Origin of the sequence: Pseudomonas violetae (assembly GCF_023072615.1) — a bacterium.
In the GTDB taxonomy this organism is placed as follows: domain Bacteria; phylum Pseudomonadota; class Gammaproteobacteria; order Pseudomonadales; family Pseudomonadaceae; genus Aquipseudomonas; species Aquipseudomonas violetae.
In genome coordinates this window covers 1-24,202 of record NZ_JAKNRW010000022.1, presented here as the reverse complement: position 1 = coordinate 24,202, position 24,202 = coordinate 1, and the positions used below count along the sequence as shown (strand labels likewise).

Genomic DNA, 24,202 nt, shown 5'->3' with positions numbered 1-24,202 from the left:
TTGCCTGTTCCGGCCTCATCGCCAGCAGGCTGGCTCCCACAGGGAATCTGCGGTGCACACAGATCAACTGTGGGAGCTAGCCTGCTAGCGATTGAACGATAACGCGGTCCCTCAGATAACAAACAAATCCATAAACCTGTTCACCGGTGTCGCCTCAAGCCGAGCCTGATCCTTGCACAGCTCGAAGATCTCAGCGCTACGCTGGCGGGTGAATCGTGTCAGCAGGTTCGTCCTGAACTTGTCCTCCAGCAATGGTATGCCTTCGGCACGACGCCTGCGATGGCCGATCGGGTACTCCACCGCTACGTTCTCGGTACTGGTCCCGTCCTTGAAAAACACCTGCACCGCATTGGCGATCGAGCGCTTGTCGGCTTCCAGGTATTCACGGGTGTAAACCGGGCTTTCGACGATGACCATTTTCTCGCGCAGCACATCGATGATCGGGTGCGCAGCGTGGAAGGCATCCTCGTAGTGCTCGGCCACCAGGTTGCCGAACGCCAGTGGCACGGCCGTCATGTACTGGATGCAATGATCGCGATCCGCCGCGTTGGCCAGCGGGCCGACCTTGGAAATGATGCGGATCGCCGACTCGTGGGTGGTGATGACGATCCGGTCGATTTCATGCAGGCGGTTTCGAACCTGTGGATGCAGGATCACCGCCGCCTCGCAGGCGGTTTGCGCATGGAATTCGGCGGGGAAACTGATCTTGAACAGCACGTTTTCCATGACATAGCTGCCGTACGGCCGGGAGAAACTAAACGCACGCTTGTCTTCGGCTTTCAGCGCCAGGTCGTTATTAGTGTGGCTGAACAATACGTCGTAGAAGCCCCACTGCCTGGCCGTCAGCACCCCAGGAATGCCCATTTCCCCACGCATGGCGATATCTGCAAGGCGCACGCCACGGCTGGTGGCATCGCCCGCTGCCCAGGATTTGCGTGAACCGGCGTTCGGCGCATGGCGGTAGGTGCGCAGTGCCTGGCCGTCGGCAAAGGCATGGGACAAGGCGGACAACAGCTGCTCGCGATGGGCGCCCAGGAGTTTGGCGGTGAGGGCCGTCGAGGCGACTTTGACCAGGATGACGTGATCGAGGCCAACGCGGTTAAAGGAGTTTTCCAGCGCAATCACGCCCTGGATTTCGTGGGCCATGATCATGGCTTCGAGCACTGCGCGCATGGTCAGCGGTGCCTCGCCATTGGCCTGGCGCTTTTGCGACAGGTGGTCGGCCACCGCAAGAATGCCACCCAGGTTATCCGACGGGTGCCCCCACTCCGCTGCAAGCCAGGTGTCGTTATAATCGAGCCAGCGCACGATGCAGCCGATGTCCCAGGCGGCCTTGACCGGGTCGAGGCGGTAGCTGGTGCCCGGCACCCGTGCGCCGAAAGGCACCACGGTGCCTTCGACCAGCGGCCCCAGGTGCTTGGTGCACTCGGGGAAACGCAGGGCCAGCAGCCCGCAGCCCAAGGTGTCGATCAGGCAATTGCGGGCGGTGTCCAGCGCCTCCCTGGATTCGATGTTGAAGTGCAGGACGTAATCGGCGATGTCCTGCAGGACGGTGTCGTAGTCGGGGCGGTTGTTCTGGTCGACGTTGGTGCTCATGTTCGATTCACTCTTGAAGTGGTTCGTTGATGGGACCTCGGTTCAGGGATCAATCTCGATGAGTTACAACTTTCTTATTGTTGAAATGCGATCCACTGTGGGAGCGAGCCTGCTCGCGATGGCGGTATGACTGACAACAAGACTGTTGAATGTTATGGCCTCATCGCGAGCAGGCTCGCTCCCACACGGGTTATGCGTTTGTGTCGGGAACTGCGTTAAAAGGAATCACCCGGCACGCGCACGAAGCCTTCCATCAACACCCGCGCACTGCGGCTCATAATGGCTTTTTTCACGGTCCATTCGCCGTTCACCAGACTGGCCTCGGCGCCTACGCGCAGGGTGCCGGAAGGATGGCCGAAGCGCACGGCATTGCGTTCGGTGCCGCCGGCCGCGAGGTTGACCAGCGTGCCGGAGATCGCCGCCGCCGTACCAATGGCCACCGCCGCCGTGCCCATCATCGCGTGGTGCAACTTGCCCATGGACAGCGCGCGCACCAGCAGGTCGACATCAGCGGCCTTGATCGCCTTGCCGCTGGACGCCACGTAGTCCGCAGGCTTGGCCACAAAGGCAACCTTCGGCGTGTGCTGACGCGTGGCTGCTTCGTCGAGATTGTTGATCAGCCCCATGCGCAATGCGCCGTAAGCGCGAATGGTCTCGAACATTGCCAGCGCTTTCGGGTCACCGTTGATCGCCCCCTGCAGTTCGGTGCCGGTGTAACCGATGTCTTGCGCGTTGACGAAGATGGTCGGGATGCCGGCGTTGATCATAGTCGCCTTGAAGGTCCCCACGCCCGGTACTTCCAGGTCATCCACCAGGTTGCCGGTGGGGAACATCGAACCACTGCCCCCCTCTTCTTCTGCCGCCGGGTCGAGGAATTCGACCTGGACTTCGGCAGCAGGAAAGGTCACGCCATCGAGTTCAAAATCGCCGGTTTCCTGCACTTCGCCGTTGGTGATCGGCACGTGGGCGATGATGCTCTTGCCTATGTTGGCCTGCCACACACGCACCACGGCAATGCCGTTCTGCGGAATGCGGCTAGCGTCCACCAGCGCGTTGCTGATGGCGAACGAACCGACAGCAGCCGACAGGTTGCCGCAGTTGCCGCTCCAGTCAACGAAAGGCTTGTCGATCGAGACCTGACCGAACAGATAGTCGACGTCGTGGTCGGCCTTGGTGCTTTTCGACAGGATCACGGTTTTGCTGGTACTGGAGGTGGCGCCACCCATGCCATCGATCTGCTTGTCGTACGGGTCGGGACTACCGATCACCCGCAACAGCAAGGCATCGCGCGCCGGGCCTGGAACCTGCGCCGCTGGCGGCAAGTCCTTGAGGCTGAAGAACACGCCTTTACTGGTGCCGCCACGCATGTAGGTGGCGGGTATTTTGATCTGAGGTGCGTGAGCCATGGTGCTCCTTCAAAGCAGACACGGGACTCAACATCCCGTGTCCGCACTTCGTGATTTAGACGGCGACTGCCGATTCAAGGAAGTCCTGGGCGAAGCGCTGCAGCACGCCGCCAGCTTCATAGATCGACACTTCTTCAGCGGTATCCAGGCGGCAGGTCACCGGCACATCAACGCGCTCGCCGTTCTTGCGATGGATCACCAGCGTCAGCTCGGCACGGGGTGTACGCTCGCCAATGACGTCGTAGGTTTCGCTGCCGTCGATGGCCAGCGTGTGACGGTCGGTGCCCGGTTTGAACTCCAGCGGCAACACGCCCATTCCCACCAGGTTGGTGCGGTGAATACGCTCGAAACCTTCGGCGGCAATCGCTTCGACACCGGCCAGGCGCACGCCCTTGGCGGCCCAGTCCCGAGAAGAACCCTGGCCGTAGTCGGCGCCGGCAATGATGATCAGCGGCTGCTTGCGCTCCATGTAGGTTTCGATCGCTTCCCACATGCGCATCACCTGGCCTTCCGGCTCAACGCGGGCCAGCGAACCTTGCTTGACCTTGCCGTTTTCCTGGACCATTTCGTTGAACAGTTTCGGGTTGGCGAAGGTCGCGCGCTGCGCGGTCAAATGGTCGCCGCGGTGAGTTGCGTAGGAGTTGAAGTCCTCTTCCGGCAAGCCCATTTTGGCCAGGTATTCACCCGCAGCACTGTCGAGCATGATCGCGTTCGACGGCGACAGGTGATCGGTAGTGATGTTGTCCGGCAGCACTGCCAACGGGCGCATGCCCTTGAGCGGACGGGCGCCGGCCAGCGCGCCTTCCCAATAGGGTGGCCGACGGATGTAGGTGCTCATCTCGCGCCAGTCGTACAGCGGCGTAACCTTGGGGCCTGTGTCTTCGTGGATGGCGAACATCGGGATGTAGACCTGGCGGAACTGCTCAGGCTTGACCGATGCCTTGACCACTGCGTCGATCTCTTCGTCGCTTGGCCAGATGTCTTTCAGGCGAATGTCATTGCCCTGCGCATCGAGTCCCAGCACATCTTTTTCGATGTCGAAACGGATGGTGCCGGCGATGGCGTAGGCGACCACCAGCGGCGGCGAAGCGAGGAACGCGTTCTTCGCGTAAGGGTGAATCCGCCCGTCGAAGTTGCGGTTACCCGACAGCACGGCAGTGGCGTACAGGTCGCGGTCGATGATCTCTTGCTGGATCAACGGGTCCAGCGCACCGGACATGCCGTTGCAGGTGGTGCAGGCAAAGGCGACGACGCCGAAACCCAGCTGTTCCAGTTCATCGGTCAGGCCGGCTTCGTCGAGGTACAACGCGACGGTTTTCGAACCCGGTGCCAGGGACGATTTGACCCATGGCTTGCGGGTCAACCCCAGCTTGTTCGCGTTGCGGGCCAGCAGGCCGGCGGCGATCACGTTACGCGGGTTGCTGGTGTTGGTGCAGCTGGTGATGGCCGCGATGATCACGGCACCGTCCGGCATCTGGCCGGGCACGTCGTCCCAGTGGCCGGAAATGCCCTGGGCCGCCAGGTCGGACGTGGCGACACGGGCGTGGGGGTTGCTTGGGCCGGCCATGTTGCGCACGACTGACGACAGGTCGAAGCTCAGGCCGCGCTCGTATTGCGCGTCCTTGAGGCTAGCGGCCCACAAGCCGGTGGTCTTGGCGTAGTTCTCGACCAGTTGCACCTGCTCGTCTTCGCGACCGGTGAGTTTCAGGTAGTCGATGGTCTGCTGGTCGATATAGAACATCGCCGCAGTGGCGCCGTATTCCGGGGCCATGTTGGAGATGGTAGCCCGGTCGCCGAGGGTCAGCCTGGAAGCGCCTTCGCCGAAAAATTCCAGCCATGCACCGACCACTTTCTGCTTGCGCAGGAACTCGGTCAGCGCCAGCACCATGTCGGTGGCGGTGATACCCGGTTGCAGCTTGCCGGTGAGCTCGACGCCGACGCTTTCTGGCAGGCGCATCCACGATGCGCGGCCGAGCATGACGCTTTCCGCTTCCAGGCCACCGACGCCAATGGCGATCACGCCCAGCGCATCGACATGCGGGGTGTGGCTGTCGGTGCCGACGCAGGTATCGGGGAACGCCACGCCGTCGCGCACCTGAATCACTGGAGACATTTTCTCCAGGTTTATCTGGTGCATGATGCCGTTGCCTGGCGGGATTACATCAACGTTCTTGAAGGCTTTTTTGGTCCAGTTGATGAAGTGGAAACGGTCTTCGTTGCGACGGTCTTCGATGGCGCGGTTCTTCTCGAACGCCTCTGGATCGAAGCCACCGCGCTCGACGGCCAGGGAGTGGTCGACGATCAGTTGAGTCGGCACCACCGGGTTCACTTGCGCCGGGTCACCGCCTTGCAGGGCAATGGCGTCGCGCAGGCCGGCGAGGTCGACCAGCGCGGTCTGGCCGAGAATGTCGTGGCACACCACCCGGGCCGGAAACCACGGGAAGTCGAGGTCGCGTTTGCGCTCGATGAATTGCTTGAGGGATTCGGTGAGCGTGGCCGGGTCGCAGCGACGCACCAGGTTTTCCGCGAGGACGCGGGAGGTGTATGGCAGGGTGTCGTAGGCACCCGGCTGGATGGCTTCGACAGCCGCGCGGACGTCGAAGTAATCCAGATGGCTGCCGGGCAGCGGTTTGCGAAATTCAGTGTTCATCGTCAGGACTCGGTCACGGTGTGTTCAAAAGGTGGGGCCTAGTACCGGGCTTGAATTCACCACACTCCAGTGTAGGAGCGAGCTTGCTCGCTCCTACAGGGATCTGCGTTACATTCAGATCCCGGTGTAGCTCCCACCATTCAGCGTTGTTCGATTGGCACGAACTTGCGCTGTTCGACGCCGGTGTACTCGGCGCTCGGGCGGATGATGCGGTTGTTGGCGCGCTGTTCGAACACATGCGCCGCCCAGCCGGTCAGGCGCGAGCAGACGAAGATCGGCGTGAACAACTTGGTCGGGATGCCCATGAAGTGGTACGTCGACGCATGGTAGAAATCGGCGTTGGGGAACAGTTTTTTCTGCTCCCACATGGTCTTGTCGATCGCTTCGGACACCGGGAACAACACAGTGTCGCCCACTTCTTCAGCGAGCTTTTTCGACCAGCCCTTGATCACCTCGTTGCGCGGATCATTGTCCTTATAGATCGCGTGACCGAAGCCCATGATCTTGTCCTTGCGCTCGAGCATGCCAAGAGTGCCCTTGATCGCCTCTTGCGGCGACGAGAAACGCTCGATCATTTCCATCGCCGCTTCGTTGGCGCCGCCGTGCAGGGGGCCACGCAGCGAGCCGATGGCAGCGGTGATGCACGAGTACAGGTCGGACAGGGTCGAAGCACACACGCGCGCGGTGAAGGTCGAGGCGTTGAACTCATGTTCCGCGTAGAGGATCAGCGAAACGTTCATCACCTTGACGTGCAACTCGCTCGGTTTCTTGTCATGCAGCAGGTGCAGGAAGTGACCACCGATGGATTGTTCGTCGCTCACGCAATTGATGCGCTTACCGTCGTGGCTATAGCGATACCAGTAGCACATGATCGCCGGGAAAGCGGCCAGCAGGCGGTCGGTCTTGTCATGCTGCTCGGAAAAGTCGTTCTCCGGTTCCAGGTTGCCCAGGAATGAGCAACCGGTGCGCATCACGTCCATCGGGTGAGCGCTGGCGGGGATGCGTTCCAGCACTTCTTTGAGCGCTTGCGGCAGGTCGCGCAGCTTGCCGAGCTTGTCTTGGTAAGCGCAAAGTTGCGCCTGGGTCGGCAGTTCGCCGTACAGCAGCAGGTACGCCACTTCTTCAAATTGTGCGTCTGCCGCCAGTTCGCGAACGTCGTAGCCGCGATAAGTCAGGCCTGCGCCCGACTGGCCCACGGTGGACAGTGCGGTTTGCCCGGCAACCTGACCACGGAGCCCGGCGCCACTGAGTACTTTTGCTTCGGCCATTGCTGTCTCCAATATTCTTGAATTTGTCTGGGAAACTTGTAGGAGCCAGCTTGCTCGCGAAAAACGTTCAATCGCCGCGGGGCATCAGGTTTCCCGCGTTATCGTTGGCGACCATCGCGAGCAAGCTCGCTCCTACAGGGGGATTGCTTTATTTCTTTGCGGCGAACAACGCATCAAGCTTCTGCTCGAACGTGTGGTAGTCGATGCGATCGTAAAGCTCCATGCGAGTCTGCATGGTGTCGATGACGTTCTGCTGAGTGCCGTCGCGGCGGATCGCGGTGTAAACGTTTTCCGCCGCCTTGTTCATGGCGCGGAAGGCCGACAGCGGGTACAGCACCAGGGACACGTCGGCGCCTGCCAACTGCTCGGTGGTGTACAGCGGGGTCGCGCCGAATTCGGTGATGTTGGCCAGGATCGGCGCTTTCACGCGGTTGGCGAACAGCTTGTACATGTCCAGCTCGGTGATGGCTTCCGGGAAAATCATGTCGGCGCCGGCCTCGATGCACGCTGCGGCACGATCCAGGGCAGATTCCAGCCCCTCTACTGCGAGGGCGTCGGTGCGGGCCATGATCACAAAACTGTCATCGGTACGCGCGTCCACCGCGGCCTTGATCCGGTCGACCATTTCCTGCAACGACACGATCTCTTTATTAGGGCGGTGACCGCAGCGCTTGGCGCCGACCTGGTCTTCGATATGAATCGCGGCTGCGCCAAACTTGATCATCGACTTCACAGTACGCGCGACGTTGAAAGCCGAGGAACCGAATCCAGTGTCCACGTCTACCAGCAGCGGCAGGTCGCAGACATCGGTAATGCGTCGTACGTCGGTCAGCACGTCATCCAGGCTGGTGATACCCAGGTCAGGCACGCCGAGGGAGCCTGCCGCTACCCCGCCACCAGAGAGGTAGATGGCCTTGAAACCGGCGCGCTTAGCCAGCAATGCATGGTTGGCGTTGATCGCGCCAACGACTTGCAACGGATGCTCGCTGGCGACCGCATCGCGGAAACGCTGGCCTGGAGTGTTCTTGTTGGAACTCATGACTCACCTCGTTCAGTGGCTGTCGGATTAGCACCGTCCTGGTAGTGACGGGCGATATTGCGTTTGGAGGCGCCGATATGGCGGCGCATCAACAACTCGGCCAGTTCACCGTCACGGTCGGCGATGGCATCGAGAATTCGGTGGTGTTCGGCGAAAGCCTGGTGCGGGCGATTGGGCGTGGTGGAAAACTTCATGCGGTACATGCGCACCAGTTGATACAACTCGCCGCAGAGCATCTGGGTCAGAGTACGGTTGCCGCTGCCCTGGATGATCCGGTAATGGAAATCGAAGTCGCCTTCCTGCTGGTAGTAACCGATGCCGGCCTGGAACGCCTCGTCGCGTTCATGGGTTTCGAGCACCCGGCGCAGCTCGTCGATTTCTTCCAGGGTCATGCGCTCGGCCGCCAGGCGGCAGGCCATACCTTCGAGGGACTCGCGAATTTCGTAGAGTTCCAGCAGTTCGGCGTGATTGAGCGATACCACTCGAGCCCCGACATGCGGCACGCGCACCAGCAGGCGCTGACCTTCCAGACGATGGATCGCCTCGCGCAGCGGCCCGCGGCTGATGCCATAGGTGCGCGCCAGCTCCGGTTCGGAAATTTTGCTGCCCGGGGCGATCTCACCTTTGACGATGGCCGCCTGGATTCTCCGGAAGACGTTCTCGGACAAAGTTTCCGTATCGTCCTGCGCAATGACCAGGCGATCGAGTTGATCCAGCATATTGTCGACACCTTTAAATCCAATACGGCAAAAACTAGCGAAAACGGCACGCGCAGTCAAAGGAAATATGGATATTGTCGACAATCGTCTAATAACCACTTGTAACCTGCCAACGCGACACTAAAGGTTATAGCCCCCTGCCAGCGGTGGCGCCATAAAACCACCGTGCTAGAATGCCGCCCGCATTTGTTTGTGACATCTGCACTGCCTGTCATCAAATGATGGTGGCCTACGAGGGAGCTTGCGCAGCAATGCCAGGGCCTTGAATCAATACACGGACCGCTGCGCCCCAGGACTTATGAGACTCAAGCCCTATTCCACCTTCCTTTATCTCCTTTGCCTGCCCGGCGTCGCTGTGGCGGGGGAAAAGACCGTTTACGGCCTCAACGAATATGCGTCCCTCAATGGCATCAACCTCGAAGTCGCGGCCAAACTCGACACGGGCGCGAAAACCGCCTCGTTGAGCGCCCGGGATATCAAGCGCTTCAAACGCAATGGCGAATCCTGGGTACGCTTCTACCTGGCCATCGACACCGCGCACTCGCACCCGATCGAACGACCGCTGGCCCGCGTCAGCAAGATCAAGCGACGCGCCGGCGACTACGATCCCGATGAGGGCAAAAAATACACCGCCCGTCCGGTGATCGAGCTGGATATCTGCATGGGTTCGGCTTTACGCAGCATCGAGGTGAACCTAACCGACCGCAGCGCTTTCCAATTCCCGCTCCTGATCGGCTCCGAAGCACTGAAACGCTTCGACGCGCTGGTCGATCCCAGTCTTAAATACGCTGCTGGCAAACCCGCCTGCGCCACCGACGCACATACCGCAGAGTAATTCCAATGCGCGCTCTTACACTCCACCTGAGAATCCTGATCGCCATCCTGGTGGTGCTGGGCATTTCAGTTACGGCCTATCAGATTTTCGTACTCGGCATTCCCGTGTCCGAAGACGCTACCGACGACTTGTGGAACATCGACGCCAAGGTCGAGTTCGTCGCCAGCGCCAAGGATCCGGTCAAGGTCCAGATGTTCGTGCCACCGCTGAGCCGCGACTATGTCAGCCTCAACGAGAGCTTCATCTCCAATAACTATGGCGTGGCGGTCAATCGAGTCGACGGCAACCGCAAGGTCACCTGGTCTGCGCGGCGAGCCAAGGGCAAGCAGACGCTGTACTACCGCCTGGTGCTGACCAAGCGCTACACGGGCGAGAAGGCCAAGATCAAGGGCCCGACCTTCCGCGACAGCATCGTCGTCGAAGGCCCGGAAAAAATCGCCGTCGAAGCCCTGCTCGCGCCGATTCGCCAGCACTCGGCCGACGTCGAGACCTTTATTGGCGAGGCGATCAAGCGAGTCAACAATCTCAACGACGACAACGTGAAATTGCTCCTGGGCGGCGATCCGTCCACCGCCCACAAGGCGCGGATCGTCGAACTGCTGCTGTCCATCGCCCACGTGCCGATGGAGAAGGTCCACACCATTCGCATGGTGGCCGACCAGCCGCAAGTGCCCGAACTGTGGCTGCGCAGCTTCAACGGTACCGACTGGCTGTATTTCAACCCGGAAACCGGCGAGCAGGGCCTGCCAACCGACCGCCTGCTGTGGTGGACCGGCGATGAAAACCTGATCACCGTCGAAGGTGGCAAGAAAGCCAATGTGACCTTCAGCCTGAACAACAGCGAAATGAACGCCATTCGCCTGGCCAAGCTGACGGATGAAAATACCGACGCCAACTTCCTCGAGTATTCGCTGTATGGCCTGCCGCTGCAGACCCAGCAGACCTTCATGATCATGGTGATGATCCCGATCGGCGTGCTGGTGATCCTGATCCTGCGCAACCTGATCGGCATCCAGACCCTCGGTACCTTCACCCCGGTACTGATCGCCCTCGCCTTCCGGGAAACCCAACTGGGCTTCGGCATCGTGCTGTTCACCATCATCACGGCGCTGGGGCTGTCACTGCGTTCCTACCTGGAACACCTGAAGCTGCAGATGCTGCCAAGGTTGTCAGTGGTGCTGACGTTCGTGGTGGTACTGATTGCGGCAATCAGCCTGTTCAGCCACAAGCTCGGCCTGGAACGCGGACTGTCCGTTGCGCTGTTCCCGATGGTGATTCTGACCATGACCATCGAACGCCTGTCGATCACCTGGGAAGAACGCGGTGGTGGCCACGCCATGAAAGTAGCGGTCGGCACCCTATTCGCCGCATCGCTGGCGCACCTGATCATGAGCGTGCCGGAACTGGTGTACTTCGTGTTCACTTTCCCGGCGATCCTGCTGATTCTGGTGGGTTTCATGCTGGCCATGGGTCGCTATCGCGGCTACCGCCTGACCGAACTGGTGCGCTTCAAAGCGTTCCTGAAGAAGGCTGATACCTGATGCTCGGTTTATGGAAGACCTGGAAGGCCCTGGAAGCCCGGGGCATCATGGGCATCAATCGGCGCAACGCGGACTACGTGCTCAAGTACAACAAGCGCAGCCTGTACCCGATCGTCGATGACAAGATCATCACCAAGGAGCGCGCCATCGCCGCCGGCATCCATGTGCCGGAACTGTATGGGGTGATCTCCACCGAGAAGGAAATCGAAAAGCTCGATGAGATCATCGGCGGACATACCGATTTCGTGGTCAAACCGGCCCAAGGCGCCGGCGGTGACGGCATTATCGTGATCGCTGACCGCTTCGAGGGACGCTATCGCACGGTGTCCGGGAAGATCATCAGCCATGAGGAAATCGAGCACCATGTCTCCAGCATCCTCACTGGCCTGTACTCCCTGGGCGGTCACCGCGACCGCGCCCTGATCGAGTACCGGGTGATCCCGGACCAGATCTTCAAGAGCATCAGTTATGAAGGCGTACCGGACATCCGCATCATCGTTCTGATGGGCTACCCGGTCATGGCCATGCTGCGCCTGCCGACTCGCCAGTCCGGCGGCAAGGCCAACCTGCACCAGGGCGCCATTGGCGTGGGGGTCGACCTTGCCACAGGCCTGACATTGCGCGGCACCTGGCTGAACAACATCATCGCCAAGCACCCCGACACCACCAATGCGGTCGATGGCGTGCAACTGCCCTACTGGGACGGGTTCATGACACTCGCCGCCGGCTGTTATGAGCTGTGCGGGCTGGGTTACATCGGAGTGGACATGGTGCTCGACCAGGAAAAAGGCCCGCTGATTCTCGAACTCAATGCCCGGCCCGGCCTGAACATCCAGATCGCTAACGATTGCGGGCTGACGTTGCGCACCCATGCGGTCGAGGCGCGGCTGGAAGAGTTGAAGGCCCGCGGCGTAACCGAGACGGTCGAAGAGCGTGTGGCATTTGTGCAGGAAATGTTCGGGCATATTCCGCCGGTGGAAGGCTGACCGCCTCCCCTGCAGGAGCGAGCTCGCTCGCGATTTTCGTCAACGATAACGTTGGCAGCTTGAATGAACACGGCGTTAAGCAGTTTCTCGCGAGCAAGCTCGCTCCTACAGGGATGTCCCCGCGTGCTGGCGAAGACTGACTGGGCGTTACCCAAGCGCCTGATGGTGTCTCAAGTTGCCTCTTCCCGACTGCCCTCTAGGAGCAATCCGCCCAGAGGACTACAATCGCCACCCCGCTCGATGGCTGATTTGCCCCGCCCATGCTGACCTGTTCCGTACACCCGCTGCCCTATCGCGCCAACCCCGCCGACTATTTCGCGGCCATTCGCCATGCCCCTGGAGCCGTGCTGCTGGACAGCGGCCGGCCTATCGCTGATCGAGGTCGCCATGACCTGCTCAGCGCCTGGCCGCTGGAGCAACTGGCGGTGCTGCCTGACGAAAGTGGCAGTGATTTCCTGCAACGCCTGCGTGACAACCTGACTCGCCTGGGTGAAGCCTCAATACCGCTCGACCTGCCTTTTGCCGGCGGCCTGATCGGTTATTTGAGCTATGACTTCGGCCGCCATCTGGAGCACCTGCCGAGCTTGGCCAGGGACGATCTGCATCTGCCGGACGCACGCTTCGGGCTGTATGCCTGGGCATTGATCAGCGACCATCAGTTGGCCACCAGCCAACTGGTATTTCATCCGACAATGGCCCATAGCGAGCGCCAGCGGCTGATCGAACTGTTCAGTCGAACTGCCAGCGAAGAAATCGAGCCGTTCCGGCTGACCGCGCCGATGAGCGCAGACCTGAGCGCCGATGAATATCGCCAGGCGCTGGAACGCATCCAGCGGTACATCCAGGCGGGTGATTGCTATCAAGTCAACTTCGCCCAGCGTTTCCGTGCCGAATGCCAGGGAGATCCCTGGGCGGCCTATTGCGCGCTGAGAGCGGCATGCCCGACGCCATTTTCCGGCTTCCAGAGCCTGCCTGATGGCGGCGCGGTGCTAAGCCTGTCACCCGAGCGCTTCGTCAAGGTCAGCCAGGGCCTGGTTGAAACCCGCCCGATCAAAGGCACCCGCCCCCGCGGCCAGACCGAAGCTGAAGATGCAGCAAACGCCGCCGAACTGCTGGCCAGCCCCAAGGATCGCGCTGAAAACCTGATGATCGTCGATTTGCTGCGCAACGACCTAGGCCGCACTTGCCGCATCGGTTCGGTGCGGGTGCCGGAACTGTTCAGCCTGGAAAGCTACCCGAACGTGCACCATCTGGTCAGTAGTGTCACCGGACAACTGGCGTCAGACCGGGACGCCCTGGACTTGCTTGCCGGCAGCTTCCCTGGTGGATCGATTACCGGCGCTCCAAAAATCCGCGCAATGCAGATCATTGACGAATTGGAACCAACCCGGCGGGGTTTGTATTGCGGTTCGCTGCTGTATCTGGACGTGCGCGGCGAGATGGACAGCTCCATCGCTATTCGCAGCTTGCTGGTCAAGGATGGGCAGGTGTGCTGCTGGGGTGGCGGCGGGATCGTTGCGGATTCACAGTGGCAGGCCGAGTATGCAGAGTCGATTACCAAGGTGAAGGTGCTGCTCGATACCCTGCAAAACCTCTAAAAGCATCGCGGGCTTGCCCGCGATCGCTTCCGAACAGTCGACTACAGGCTCAACGCCCGATTCGAAGCCTTGATGAACTCCTGCTTCAACGCCTCAAAAGTATGCACCGCCGGGAACTGCGGGAACTCACGAATCACATTGTCCGGCGCATGGAACAGGATCCCCGCATCGGCCTCGCCCAGCATCGTCGTGTCGTTGTAAGAATCTCCCGCCGCGATCACGCGATAATAGAGGCCCTTGAAAGCCAGGACCGACTGGCGCTTGGGATCTCTCTGCCGCAACTGATAGTTCGTCACTCGACCGGCGTCATCGGTAATCAACCGATGGCACAGCAGCGTGGGAAACCCCAGTTGACGCATGAGTGGCTGGGAAAACTCGTAGAACGTATCCGACAGGATCACTACCTGAAAGCGTTCACGCAGCCAATTGACGAAATCCACCGCGCCGTCCAGAGGCTTCAACGTGGCGATCACTTCCTGAATATCGGACAGTTTCAGGCCGTGCTCGTCGAGAATTCGCAGGCGCTGCTTCATCAGCACGTCGTAGTCGGGAATGTCCCGAGTGGTGGCCTTGAGGGATTCGATCCCGGTTTTTTCGGCAAAGGCGATCCAGATTTCCGGAACCAGTACCCCTTCAAGATCCAGGCATGCAATTTCCACAAGACACTCCCATTTGTAGTGATTATTGAGTCGACCAAGCAAAAAGACTGCCGAACTCTAACCACTCGAACGGGCCTGTGCAACGCACAGGGCGCGCCAGCGCTTGTCGGATTTTGTTACCATCAGCCCTATCTAGAGCGCCCAGCGCCACCGACCTGTAGGAAGCCGCCCTGATGAGCCCATCGTTCGATGTCGTAGAACTCGCCACGACATATGCCAATAAATCTGCCCAAGACATCCTCAAACTCGCGTTTGCCGAGTTTGGCGATGACCTGTGGATATCCTTCAGCGGCGCCGAAGACGTGGTGCTCGTGGACATGGCCTGGAAGCTGAACAAGAACGTCAAGGTGTTCAGCCTCGACACCGGCCGCCTGCATCCCGAGACCTACCGCTTCATCGATCAGGTGCGCGAGCACTACAAGATCGAAATCGAACTCGTGTCGCCGGACTACACGAAACTTGAACCCTTCGTGAAGGAAAAGGGCCTGTTCAGTTTCTATAAGGATGGCCATGGCGAATGCTGTGGCATCCGCAAGATCGAACCGCTGCGGCGCAAACTGTCCGGCGTCCGTGCCTGGGCGACCGGCCAGCGGCGCGACCAGAGCCCGGGCACGCGCAGCGCCGTGGCCGTGATGGAAATCGACACTGCGTTCTCCACCCCGGAACGCACCTTGTACAAGTTCAACCCGTTGGCGCAGATGACCAGCGAAGAGATCTGGGGTTACATCCGCATGCTCGAACTGCCGTTCAACAGCTTGCACGAGCGTGGTTTCATCAGCATTGGCTGCGAGCCCTGCACCCGCCCGGTGCTACCGAACCAGCATGAGCGTGAAGGTCGTTGGTGGTGGGAAGAGGCAACGCAGAAGGAATGCGGGCTGCATGCGGGGAATATCATCGGCAAGTCCAAGGCCTGATTCTGGTTCTGGATCGCACCTGCACTGCAGCGAGCTTGCTCCGGGCGGCGTTCCGCAGATGGTCGTTAACGATAACGCGGGAAGCCTGACTCCCGGTAGCGCCCTCAGGTTCATCGCGAGCAAGCTCGCGCCTACAAGGAACGCCATCTTCATATGATGTGTACACAAAACTGTCACCATCGGTGCCATTTTTGTGTGCACTTTTCATTTGAACGCCCCGTAAAGTTACAGCTACCACCCCGACTCCCTCAGTCGACCTGCTCGCCAGGCCCGCCCGAAAAAATAAATAGCTGATCAAATGGTCAATTTATTTAGGCGGTTTATCAACGAGCTACCTACAACGGATAACTAAAAGAAATTAGAAGCCTTTTTCATAGATCGCTCTCTGGCACAAATCTCGCTTAAGTGCATACATGTTTTGTATACAACACAACCCAAAACATACCCGCACTTTAGATCCGCAAGCCTGAAGCGCTCTATCCCGTACAGGCTGCAGATGCCCCGAAACCAATGATGTTGGCTGTTCGCGACGAAGATTTGTCGAGCCCCTGCTCAAGCACAGTCATCGCAGCGCCAAGCTTCAGGAGCCTGCCGGAATGCGTACTAGCCTCTCCAATAACAAGATTACGCTGGAGCTACACGTCCCTCCCACTTCCCTTGATCAACCCTCGCACGGTCCCGTCGTACTGAGCCCGCGCCTGCACAACAAGGACCTGGCGCCGACCAAGGCCGAAGGTCGGCGCTGGGGATCGGCGCCGCGCTGGTGTACTGCTTCATGAACCTGTCCGGCTACATGGGCCAGAAAACCGGTGTGCCGTTTCCCAGGCGGCGCCTTGTGGCTGGCCATCTACGGCACGCTGATCCTCAATTTCTGCGATTTCGCCCGCTCTTCGCCATGCCGCAAGACCATCAAGGTCGGCAATTTCTGGGGGCTGCCGGTGAACATACTGATATTCGCGGCCATCACCGTGCTGCTGTGCGGCGCGCAATTCCAGATCAATAGCCGAATCATTGAAAGCCCCACCGAGATCATTGCCTCGATCCCCAACACCTTTTTCCTGGCTGATCGGTGCAGGGATTGCAGGGATGCTCTAACTGATCATTGCCCAGCGTGAGCCTCATTGCGCTGACGTCAGCGGCGAATCCATCGCGGTCGACAACGCCAGTCACTACCCCTTGGCGGCCCGGCCACTTCGGGCCGCAGAACCACCCGCTATAAGGACTTCCCATGCGAATTCTCGTGGTCAACGTCAACACCACCGAGTCCATCACCCAGGCAATTGCCCGCTCGGCCCAGGCAGTCGCCGCCCCAGGCACCGAAATCATTGGCCTGACTCCCCACTTCGGCGCCGAGTCCGTGGAGGGCAACTTCGAAAGTTACCTGGCGGCCATTGCCGTGATGGACCGGGTGATGTCTTACGATCAGCCTTTCGACGCGGTGATCCAGGCCGGCTACGGCGAGCACGGCCGCGAAGGGCTGCAGGAGCTACTTAACGTGCCGGTGGTGGACATCACCGATGCGGCCGCCAGCACCGCGATGTTTTTGGGCCATGCCTACTCGGTGGTCACTACTCTGGACCGCACCGTGCCGCTGATTGAGGACAGATTAAAACTCTCCGGCCTGTGGGACCGCTGCGCCTCCGTGCGGGCCAGTGGCCTGGCGGTACTGGAACTGGAGTCGGATCCCCAGCGTGCGCTGCAAGCCATCGTGCGCCAGGCGGAATTGGCGGTGCTTGAAGACAAGGCCGAGGTGATTTGCCTGGGTTGCGGCGGCATGGCCGGCCTGGACGAGCAAATCCGCCAGCGCACCGGCGTGCCGGTAGTGGATGGCGTGACAGCGGCGGTCACCATTGCCGAGTCACTGGTGCGACTAGGGTTGTCGACCTCCAAGGTACGCACCTATGCGACGCCGCGGCCGAAGAAAATCATTGGTTGGCCGGGGCGGTTGGGTCGGTAGACCGCGTGATCGTTCTTCGCGAGCAAGCCTTGCTCAGATAGCACTGAACCTCTGCCCCAACCCCTGCTCGGCAAACTGCTCAATCACAAAATCCACAAACGCCCGGGTCTTGCCGGGCAGCAACTTATGCTCAGCGTAATAGATGGAAATGTTGCCATCGTCGACATACCAATCCGGCAACACCCGCTGCAAGTTCCCAGCCTCCAGATACCCCGCCGCAAAAGGCATGCTGACCAGGGCGATACCCAACCCTTGAGCCGCCGTGGCACAGGCCGCTTCGGAATCGCTCATGGTCATGCGCGCCTTGAGCACCAGCGGGCTGTGTTGCCGGGTGCGACTGGTCAACTGCCAGGAACGCACGCGACCGGTTTGCGGCGAACGGATCAGGATACCGTCGTGGCTGCCAAGGTCCTCGGGTTCCAGGACCGGCGCGCGGTTCGCCAGGTAATCAGCCGAGGCCACCAGTACCCGATGCGCCGGTGTCAGCTTGCGAGCGACCACGCCCTGGGGCAGTTCAAACCCCCCACCAATTGCCGCGTCAAACCCTTGGGCAATCAGATCGACCTGACGGTTATCGAAATGCCAGTCAGGGTTGATCGCCGGGAACCGCCGCAGAAACTCGCCAAGCATGGGCACCACGTACAACCGACCGAACATCGTACCCATGCTGACCTTCAGCGTCCCCGCCGGAAGTCCCTGCGCGCTGGCCAGGTTGGCCACGGCATTCTGGATGGTGTGCAGGCTGGAGCTGACTTCACCTAGAAACAACTGGCCGGCCTCGGTCAAAGTAAGGCTGCGCGTACTGCGCTGGAACAAGCGCACGCCCAGGCGCGCCTCTAACTTGGCGACGCTCTTGCCGACTGCGGCCGGCGTCAGGCTCAGGCGCCGTGCGGCTTCGGCAAAGCTGCCGACTTCGGCACTGCGGACGAAGCATTCGATACTGCTGAAGGTTTCCATAAGAACCATTATAAACTTCTGGTTTACACAGACTATCGTAATTGCCGTCTACTCAGCCGCTCATCCCGAACCGATACTAGGCTCCATCAACCGGGACATCTCGCCCCGGCGACTTTGGAGACAGACATGAATACTCAGAACCTCAGCGGCAAAGTGGCTTTGATTCAAGGCGGGTCCCGCGGCATTGGTGCAGCCATCGTCAAACGCCTGGCCGCTGAAGGCGCAGCTGTTGCCTTCACCTACGTAAGCTCCGCGGAAAAAGCCGAAGCATTGCAGAACAGCATTACGGCCAATGGCGGCAAAGCGCTGGCCATCAAGGCCGACAGCGCCGATGCCGAGGCCATCCGCAACGCCGTCACGGCCACCGTCGAAGCCTTCGGCGCCCTGGATATCCTGGTGAACAATGCGGGTGTGCTGGCGGTTGCGCCGCTGGAAGACTTCAAGCTCGAAGACTTCGACCAGACCCTGGCCATCAACGTGCGCAGCGTGTTCATTGCAACACAGGCCGCCGCCAGGCACATGTCCGAGGGCGGTCGCATCATCAACATCGGCAGCACCAACGCCGATCGCATGCCCTTCGCCGGTGGCGGCCCCTACGCCATGAGCAAGTCGGCGCTGGTCGGCCTGACCAAAGGCCTGGCACGCGACCTCGGCCCGCGCGGGATCACCATCAACAACGTGCAGCCAGGCCCGGTCGACACTGACATGAACCCTGCCGCGGGTGACTTTGCCGACAGCCTGATCCCGCTGATGGCAGTAGGTCGTTACGGTCACGCCGATGAAATAGCCAGCTTCGTGGCGTACCTGGTGGGCCCTGAAGCAGGCTATATCACAGGCGCCAGTCTGACCATCGACGGCGGTTTCGGCGCCTGATGGTGTAAAGACATGCAAGAAAAAGCCGGCAACCCTGATCAGGTGGCCGGCTTTTTCATGGGTGCTGATTTACGCCCATTCCAACGTCGGCAAACCGCAGGCACTTGGCTTGAACGCCTTCAGAGTGCGAAGAATCCCGTCGGCATGTGCGTACTTTTCATCTGCCATCGCCGCATCCGGGATGGCAATTGCCGTCATGCCAGCCGCCTTCGCAGCCGTGACGCCAAAGGGCGAATCCTCGAACACCAGGCAGTCGGCCGGATCGACACCCAGACGCCGCGCGGCGGTAAGAAAGATGTCCGGCGCCGGTTTGGCCGCGCCCACTTCCGGATCATCAGCTGTGACGATGAAATCGAATAAATCAAACCAGTCCCGGTGCAGCGTGGTTTTCTGACCGAACGACTGACGTGAAGAACTGGTGCCTACCGCGATGGGGATATTGTTCGCCTTCAAGTGCCGCACCAGTTCCTGGGCGCCCGGCATCGCCAGCGCGTGTGGAAACCGCTCACGCATCAGCGGTTCGCGAATCACTAGGAACTCTTCTGCGGAGATCGGCAAGTCCAGTGCCTCGACCACGTAACGCGCCAGGTCATTGGCGCCGCGGCCGATAATGTTCTGCTTGATGCTCCAGTCGAAAACCCGGCCATAGCGCTGGGCGATTATCGACGTGACTTCGGTGTAGATGCCCTCGGTGTCCAGCAACAAGCCGTCCATATCGAAAATCACGGCCTTGATCGGGCCGAACTCGTTCAGCGGTGCATTCATCGCATCTGATCCGTTTTCAATAACATGAGGGACCCGCACGTTATCACCGATTCCGCGCTTGATTAAAGGGTTCAGCAGGATATCGATACCGGGCGGGCAAGAGACGTTGCAACACAATTGTCAATATCTAATGACCTTTCCCACACCCCGCGCAGCCTTTCCCTACTTTTTTCCAGCCGAATCCCACGCACAGTCTGGCGAATTATTCAGATACGCATGAGGGGCTGCGAATGTTAGAACCTGAAAAGGTGTGGGCTTTGACCAACGGCATCGGCCTGCCGGGCGGTTTGGCCCCGGGTGCCGCGTTGCTGACGCTGACCGACTGTTCGTTGCAGGGCATTCTGCCGTTCGAGTTCATCCGCCACTATCGCATCGGTGCAGCGCACCTCGATTGCGGACTGGGTTTTGGCTGGAGTCATTGCCTTGCGCATCGACTCGATGTCGAAGCAGAGCAGGTCATCTGGACCGATGATGAAAACTGCCGTACGACATTTTCCCGTCCGACAATCCCGCGCCCACTTTCATGCAATAGCCTGCCCCGGCCGGCCATTTACCTGGGCGATGCGCTTGAGGAATGGATCATTGCGCTGCCGGGCCGTTTCCTGCATTTCCGCACGGGGCAATTGACCGCGATCAGTGACGCCTACGGCAATCGACTCACCCTGCAAAGGGACTGCGCTGGCAGGATTCAGCGCTTGGACAACGGTGCAGGACGCGCACTGTTACTGCGCTGGGATCGGCGGTATCTGGCTGCCGTTGAGTATCAGTGTCTTGATTCAGTCACCCCTCTGGATAAATCGTGGCGTACTGAACAGGTAGTGGTCAGCTATCGCCACGACGCCTGTCACCACCTGATCAGCGCGACCAACGCCGCCAATGAAAGCGAGCGCTACGACTACGACGAACAGCACCTCCTGCTTCAACGACAACTGGCCGGTGGGGCGAGTTTATTCTGGGAGTGGGAAAAGTCCGAGGAGGTTGTGCGATGCGTAAGGCACTGGGGAAGTTTCGCCCAGCTGGACAGGCGTTACCTCTGGGATGAGTACGGTGGAGTGACGGTAAAACACATCGATGGCAGCCAACGGATGTATCCGCCTGGCAGCCGGCCGGCGCAGCGGCAGACATCTGGGGACCACGGTTTCCTGCGCCCGCCTTCCCGTGCCGATGCAGGATGGAAATATCTGCGCAATGCCCAGGGCGATGTGATCCGGGCAACCGATCCCCAGGGCCATGTCACTCAGTTGCGCTACGACTCCAGAGGGCAACTGTCTTCTATCGAGTATCCCGACAACAGCCACCACAACTTCACCCATGACGCATTGGGGCAGTTACGAGAAGAAACGTTGCCTGATGGGAGCCAGCGATTATTTTCGTACGATGCGCTAGGGCGCCAGATCTCCTTGCACGATGAGAACGGCGGCGTAACCCGGTACCAATGGGACGCAGTCGGACGCCTCGTTCTGGTCACGCTGCCCTCCGGCGCCAATCGCGCGTTCTCTTGCAACGCCTATGGCATGCCCACCGCTGAGCGTTGTGAGCTGGGCCGGGTGACCCGGTTCGAATACGCCGATGACTTGCATCTGGTCAGCCGCCGGCTCAACTCCGATGGCTCGCAACTCAAGTATCGCCATGACCATCCACTGCTTTTGCTCACTGAAGTGCAGAACGAATTCGGCGAAAGATACCAACTGGACTACCTGCCTCACGGCCTGCTGCAAGAGGAAACCGCAATCGATGGGCGACGCATTGGGTATGTCTACGATCCCGCTGGGCACCTGTCGCAGAAAACCGAATTCGGCAATGACGGCTCGCAGTTAGTCACGCGATACCAACGCAACGAGGCGGGTCAATTGTTGGTCAAGACGCTGGCAGATGGTTCAACGGTCGAATACCAATACAACCCGCTCGGCCGCCTGGTAGGTGTCATCGACGACCATCAGCCACTGATATTTGAATATGACATGCAGGATCGCCTGATCGCCGAGCACCAGGGTGGCAACAGTTTGCGTTACCGCCATGACGCCTGCGGCAGACTCAATTACGTGCATTTGCCGGACGACAGCACACTCGACATTCATTACGCCAAGGGCGGAGCGCTGGCAGCCATCAATCTCAATGGCGCTCGACTGTCTACGCACCGCTTGGTTGCAGGACGCGAACTACAGCGCCAGCAAGGCTCGCTCAGCAGCACTTACGGCTACGACGATCAGGGCCGCTTGACATCCCATGCCCTCTCTCTCGGTGCGGCACCCTTCTACCGCCGCGATTTTTCTTACAGTGCCAACGGCAATCTTGAGCGCATCGCCGACAGCCGAAACGGCACACGAAATTATCAATATGACTATCTGGACCGCTTGATCCGCGTGCACCATTCCCGGGAACACCAGCCGGAGAGTTTCGTCCACGATCCGGCGGGCAATTTGCTGATGCTCGATCGTCCGGGACCGGTCACCCTCAAAACCCACCGCCTGCTCAAGCAAGGTAACCGCCATTACACTTACGACGCCTTCGGTAACCTGATCCGCAAATGCCGAGGCACCGCCCCGGTGCTGGTGACCGAATATCGCTATGACTGCCAGCACCGACTGGTCGGTATCACCCTGCCTTGTGGCGCCCAGGTGAGTTATCGCTATGACGCCTTTGGTCGCAGGATCAGCAAGACCGTCGACGGCAAGAGCACGGTGTTTATCTGGCAAGGCAACACACTCATCGCCGAAAGCAGCGAAGGGCACTACCGGGGTTACTTATACGAACCGGGCACCTTTCGCCCGCTGGCGATGCTCGACGGCAAGGGGCCAGACAACGCCCGCCCCTATTATTACCAACTCGACCACCTTGGCACACCGCAGGAACTCACGGATGCCAGCGGCCAGGTTGTCTGGGCCGCCCAGTACACCGCCTACGGCCGCCTCACCCGACTCAATCGGGACACGCATCGGATACTTGAGCAGCCATTGCGTTTTCAGGGGCAGTACTTCGACGCGGAGTCGGGCCTGCACTATAACCGGCATCGCTACTACAACCCGGATGTGGGTCGCTACCTGACCCCTGGTCACCTGGCACATGGATGGAACGGCTACCAATACCTGCACAACCCGACCGGCTGGGTTGCGCCATCAGGTTCTCAAGGATTGCCAAATGAAAAGGCCCGACGGAAGCCGGGCCAGATGGATGATGAAATATTTAGCTCGGTTCACCCGATGCATCAATACCGGCAATGTCCGGATCATCGGGACTGGCCTCTACATCCCCACGCTTCACATCATCCTTGGGCACCTGCTCGACCGCAGTGTCATCGTCGGGCGGTCGTTGATCCCGACGCAGGGAGTCCGTGGGTGAAGGCAATGGATATTCAGGCGTTTCATCGGGGCCGGATGCTTTGGGATCAGGATTCATGAGTCACCTCTCGACGGGCCTGTAAAGGCAGGCCCTGAAAATTCGATGACCCCGGTGGGACGTCAGTTCTACAAGAAAGACGATCGGTCGGTGGCTTATTGCTCGTCGTCGAGCCCTTCGTCGTCGGAATCGTGGAGCGGGACTGTCGCATCATCCATGAGCGATCCAGGGTCTTCATTACCGGGATCGTTGATAAACGGCAGTCCACTCGGACCTTTTTCTTCCTTGCCTTCTGTTTCAGGAGTCATGGGGAGTACCTCGCGCGGTGCTGGGATTGATCAACGATGTTTGTTCTTGTATTTGTTTTTATGCTTGTGCTTGTGATTGCCCTTGGAATGCGAACCACCGTTATCGGTACCCAGATTATTGCCAACAGCGCCACCGGCTGCGCCACCCAGCCCCGCGCCTATGGTCGAACCGGTCGAGCCGCCCAGGCTGTTACCGATTATCGAGCCACCTGCGGATCCCAAACCGCCACCCACCGCAGCTTCCGTGCGACTTCCCTTGGGCGCACCGACTGCACTACCCGCTGCCCCACCAACGCCTGCGCCGATGGCCGCACCAGTGCTGCCGCCCATTTGTTGACCTACGACATTTCCGAGCGCACCACCGAGGCCCCCGCCGACTGCGGCGGTGCCGTCGCCAGCCGCAAGCGCGCCGTGGCTGACCATCAGTCCCAATACCAATGCAGACCACGTCAAGCCTTGACGACGACAGTCGCCTGATTTGCTTTTGGATTTAGATGTCATGGTGCACCTCGCATGCGTTGGGGTTGTAATGGCTTTGAGCCTCTGCCGGGGGAAACGTTCATAAACGCAAAAGCCCGGCATTTAGCCGGGCTTTGTGTTGATCACCCAGGATCAGTGACGCTTGTGACCTTTACCAAGGTTGCTACCAACGCCGCCACCCAAAGCTCCGCCCAGGCCGGCGCCGATGGTGGAACCGGTCTTGCCGCCCAGGCTGTTACCGATCACCGACCCACCTGCAGCGCCCACACCACCGCCAATCGCGGCCTTGGTGCGGCTGCCTTTACGTGCGGCAAC

Annotated in this window: 19 protein-coding genes and 3 pseudogenes; 9 read left to right on the top strand and 13 right to left on the bottom strand. The window is 60.0% G+C overall.

Going from position 1 to position 24,202, the window contains the following annotated elements; translation table 11 throughout:
- Positions 1-111 precede the first annotated feature (111 nt).
- The 6 genes from prpD to L9059_RS21150 form a co-directional block, all read right to left on the bottom strand.
- On the bottom strand, positions 112-1,596 hold the full coding sequence (gene prpD, locus L9059_RS21175; protein ID WP_247292860.1) for a 2-methylcitrate dehydratase: 1,485 nt from the start codon (positions 1,594-1,596) through the stop codon (positions 112-114).
- 215 nt (positions 1,597-1,811) lie between these two features.
- Positions 1,812-3,002 carry a 2-methylaconitate cis-trans isomerase PrpF gene (prpF, locus tag L9059_RS21170; protein WP_247292859.1) on the bottom strand — a complete coding sequence of 397 codons (1,191 nt, stop codon included), beginning with the start codon at positions 3,000-3,002 and terminating at the stop codon, positions 1,812-1,814.
- A gap of 55 nt (positions 3,003-3,057) precedes the next feature.
- Positions 3,058-5,652 (bottom strand): Fe/S-dependent 2-methylisocitrate dehydratase AcnD, encoded by a 2,595-nt coding sequence (acnD, locus tag L9059_RS21165; protein WP_247292858.1) that lies wholly within the window; start codon positions 5,650-5,652, stop codon positions 3,058-3,060.
- A gap of 140 nt (positions 5,653-5,792) precedes the next feature.
- Entirely contained in the window at positions 5,793-6,920 is a 1,128-nt protein-coding gene (prpC, locus tag L9059_RS21160) for a bifunctional 2-methylcitrate synthase/citrate synthase (RefSeq protein ID WP_247292857.1), read from the bottom strand.
- Between the two features lie 148 nt (positions 6,921-7,068).
- The gene (prpB, locus tag L9059_RS21155; RefSeq protein WP_247292856.1) at positions 7,069-7,959 is read right to left on the bottom strand and encodes a methylisocitrate lyase; all 891 of its coding nucleotides are present in this window, start codon (positions 7,957-7,959) and stop codon (positions 7,069-7,071) included.
- Positions 7,956-8,678, bottom strand: coding sequence for a GntR family transcriptional regulator (locus L9059_RS21150; protein ID WP_247292855.1), 723 nt, complete (start codon positions 8,676-8,678; stop codon positions 7,956-7,958). The genes prpB and L9059_RS21150 overlap by 4 nt, the downstream gene beginning before the upstream one ends.
- 298 nt (positions 8,679-8,976) lie before the next feature.
- Here L9059_RS21150 and rloA point away from each other — a divergent pair, with 298 nt between their 5' ends.
- From rloA to pabB, 4 genes are all read left to right on the top strand, one after another.
- Positions 8,977-9,513, top strand: a complete 537-nt coding sequence (gene rloA, locus L9059_RS21145) for a retropepsin-like aspartic peptidase RloA (protein ID WP_247292854.1) — start codon at positions 8,977-8,979, stop codon at positions 9,511-9,513.
- Positions 9,514-9,518: 5 nt separating this feature from the next.
- Positions 9,519-11,054: an osmotic stress tolerance membrane protein RloB gene (gene rloB, locus L9059_RS21140; RefSeq protein WP_247292853.1), complete on the top strand. Its 1,536-nt coding sequence runs from the start codon at positions 9,519-9,521 to the stop codon at positions 11,052-11,054.
- Positions 11,054-12,040 carry an alpha-L-glutamate ligase-like protein gene (locus L9059_RS21135; RefSeq protein WP_247292852.1) on the top strand — a complete coding sequence of 329 codons (987 nt, stop codon included), beginning with the start codon at positions 11,054-11,056 and terminating at the stop codon, positions 12,038-12,040. The genes rloB and L9059_RS21135 overlap by 1 nt, the downstream gene beginning before the upstream one ends.
- 260 nt (positions 12,041-12,300) lie before the next feature.
- Complete coding sequence (gene pabB / locus L9059_RS21130) at positions 12,301-13,638, top strand: aminodeoxychorismate synthase component I (protein ID WP_247292851.1); 1,338 nt, start codon at positions 12,301-12,303, stop codon at positions 13,636-13,638.
- A gap of 41 nt (positions 13,639-13,679) precedes the next feature.
- Here the strand turns inward: pabB and thrH are convergent, their stop codons facing one another.
- Positions 13,680-14,297, bottom strand: a complete 618-nt coding sequence (thrH, locus tag L9059_RS21125) for a bifunctional phosphoserine phosphatase/homoserine phosphotransferase ThrH (protein ID WP_247292850.1) — start codon at positions 14,295-14,297, stop codon at positions 13,680-13,682.
- 173 nt (positions 14,298-14,470) lie between these two features.
- On the opposite strand from thrH, the gene L9059_RS21120 reads away from it, so the two are divergent.
- The 3 genes and pseudogenes from L9059_RS21120 (at position 14,471) to L9059_RS21110 (ending at position 17,168) form a co-directional block, all read left to right on the top strand.
- Positions 14,471-15,211, top strand: coding sequence for a phosphoadenylyl-sulfate reductase (locus L9059_RS21120; protein WP_247292849.1), 741 nt, complete (start codon positions 14,471-14,473; stop codon positions 15,209-15,211).
- Positions 15,212-15,807: 596 nt separating this feature from the next.
- Positions 15,808-16,284, top strand: a pseudogene (locus L9059_RS21115) (hypothetical protein); the annotation flags it as partial.
- Between the two features lie 155 nt (positions 16,285-16,439).
- Positions 16,440-17,168: an aspartate/glutamate racemase family protein gene (locus tag L9059_RS21110; protein ID WP_247292848.1), complete on the top strand. Its 729-nt coding sequence runs from the start codon at positions 16,440-16,442 to the stop codon at positions 17,166-17,168.
- Positions 17,169-17,201: 33 nt separating this feature from the next.
- On the opposite strand, the gene L9059_RS21105 is transcribed toward L9059_RS21110, so the two are convergent.
- Positions 17,202-18,125: a LysR family transcriptional regulator gene (locus L9059_RS21105; RefSeq protein ID WP_247292900.1), complete on the bottom strand. Its 924-nt coding sequence runs from the start codon at positions 18,123-18,125 to the stop codon at positions 17,202-17,204.
- Between the two features lie 126 nt (positions 18,126-18,251).
- Between L9059_RS21105 and L9059_RS21100 the strand changes: the two genes are divergently transcribed.
- Entirely contained in the window at positions 18,252-18,998 is a 747-nt protein-coding gene (locus L9059_RS21100) for a 3-oxoacyl-ACP reductase family protein (protein ID WP_247292847.1), read from the top strand.
- 69 nt (positions 18,999-19,067) lie between these two features.
- On the opposite strand, the gene L9059_RS21095 is transcribed toward L9059_RS21100, so the two are convergent.
- Positions 19,068-19,763 (bottom strand): HAD-IA family hydrolase, encoded by a 696-nt coding sequence (locus tag L9059_RS21095; protein ID WP_247292846.1) that lies wholly within the window; start codon positions 19,761-19,763, stop codon positions 19,068-19,070.
- A gap of 257 nt (positions 19,764-20,020) precedes the next feature.
- Between L9059_RS21095 and L9059_RS21090 the strand changes: the two are divergent.
- Positions 20,021-22,942 (top strand): annotated as a pseudogene (locus L9059_RS21090) (RHS repeat-associated core domain-containing protein); the annotation flags it as partial.
- Positions 22,943-22,946: 4 nt separating this feature from the next.
- On the opposite strand, the gene L9059_RS21085 reads toward L9059_RS21090, so the two are convergent.
- The 4 genes and pseudogenes from L9059_RS21085 to L9059_RS21070 form a co-directional block, all read right to left on the bottom strand.
- Complete coding sequence (locus L9059_RS21085) at positions 22,947-23,159, bottom strand: hypothetical protein (RefSeq protein ID WP_247292899.1); 213 nt, start codon at positions 23,157-23,159, stop codon at positions 22,947-22,949.
- Between the two features lie 95 nt (positions 23,160-23,254).
- Positions 23,255-23,407 carry a hypothetical protein gene (locus L9059_RS21080; RefSeq protein ID WP_247292845.1) on the bottom strand — a complete coding sequence of 51 codons (153 nt, stop codon included), beginning with the start codon at positions 23,405-23,407 and terminating at the stop codon, positions 23,255-23,257.
- Positions 23,408-23,437: 30 nt separating this feature from the next.
- Positions 23,438-23,908 (bottom strand): glycine zipper domain-containing protein, encoded by a 471-nt coding sequence (locus tag L9059_RS21075; protein ID WP_428480289.1) that lies wholly within the window; start codon positions 23,906-23,908, stop codon positions 23,438-23,440.
- A 111-nt stretch (positions 23,909-24,019) separates the two neighbouring features.
- Positions 24,020-24,202: pseudogene (locus L9059_RS21070) on the bottom strand (glycine zipper domain-containing protein); the annotation flags it as partial.

Bases quoted from the DNA above. Each gene is read 5' to 3' on its own strand.
- prpD (WP_247292860.1), bottom strand. From the start codon at position 1,596: ATGAGCACCAACGTCGACCAGAACAACCGCCCCGACTACGACACCGTC.
- prpF (WP_247292859.1), bottom strand. From the start codon at position 3,002: ATGGCTCACGCACCTCAGATCAAAATACCCGCCACCTACATGCGTGGC.
- acnD (WP_247292858.1), bottom strand. From the start codon at position 5,652: ATGAACACTGAATTTCGCAAACCGCTGCCCGGCAGCCATCTGGATTAC.
- prpC (WP_247292857.1), bottom strand. From the start codon at position 6,920: ATGGCCGAAGCAAAAGTACTCAGTGGCGCCGGGCTCCGTGGTCAGGTT.
- prpB (WP_247292856.1), bottom strand. From the start codon at position 7,959: ATGAGTTCCAACAAGAACACTCCAGGCCAGCGTTTCCGCGATGCGGTC.
- L9059_RS21150 (WP_247292855.1), bottom strand. From the start codon at position 8,678: ATGCTGGATCAACTCGATCGCCTGGTCATTGCGCAGGACGATACGGAA.
- rloA (WP_247292854.1), top strand. From the start codon at position 8,977: ATGAGACTCAAGCCCTATTCCACCTTCCTTTATCTCCTTTGCCTGCCC.
- rloB (WP_247292853.1), top strand. From the start codon at position 9,519: ATGCGCGCTCTTACACTCCACCTGAGAATCCTGATCGCCATCCTGGTG.
- L9059_RS21135 (WP_247292852.1), top strand. From the start codon at position 11,054: ATGCTCGGTTTATGGAAGACCTGGAAGGCCCTGGAAGCCCGGGGCATC.
- pabB (WP_247292851.1), top strand. From the start codon at position 12,301: ATGCTGACCTGTTCCGTACACCCGCTGCCCTATCGCGCCAACCCCGCC.
- L9059_RS21120 (WP_247292849.1), top strand. From the start codon at position 14,471: ATGAGCCCATCGTTCGATGTCGTAGAACTCGCCACGACATATGCCAAT.
- L9059_RS21110 (WP_247292848.1), top strand. From the start codon at position 16,440: ATGCGAATTCTCGTGGTCAACGTCAACACCACCGAGTCCATCACCCAG.
- L9059_RS21105 (WP_247292900.1), bottom strand. From the start codon at position 18,125: ATGGAAACCTTCAGCAGTATCGAATGCTTCGTCCGCAGTGCCGAAGTC.
- L9059_RS21100 (WP_247292847.1), top strand. From the start codon at position 18,252: ATGAATACTCAGAACCTCAGCGGCAAAGTGGCTTTGATTCAAGGCGGG.
- L9059_RS21095 (WP_247292846.1), bottom strand. From the start codon at position 19,763: ATGAATGCACCGCTGAACGAGTTCGGCCCGATCAAGGCCGTGATTTTC.
- L9059_RS21085 (WP_247292899.1), bottom strand. From the start codon at position 23,159: ATGAATCCTGATCCCAAAGCATCCGGCCCCGATGAAACGCCTGAATAT.
- L9059_RS21080 (WP_247292845.1), bottom strand. From the start codon at position 23,407: ATGACTCCTGAAACAGAAGGCAAGGAAGAAAAAGGTCCGAGTGGACTG.
- L9059_RS21075 (WP_428480289.1), bottom strand. From the start codon at position 23,908: ATGACATCTAAATCCAAAAGCAAATCAGGCGACTGTCGTCGTCAAGGC.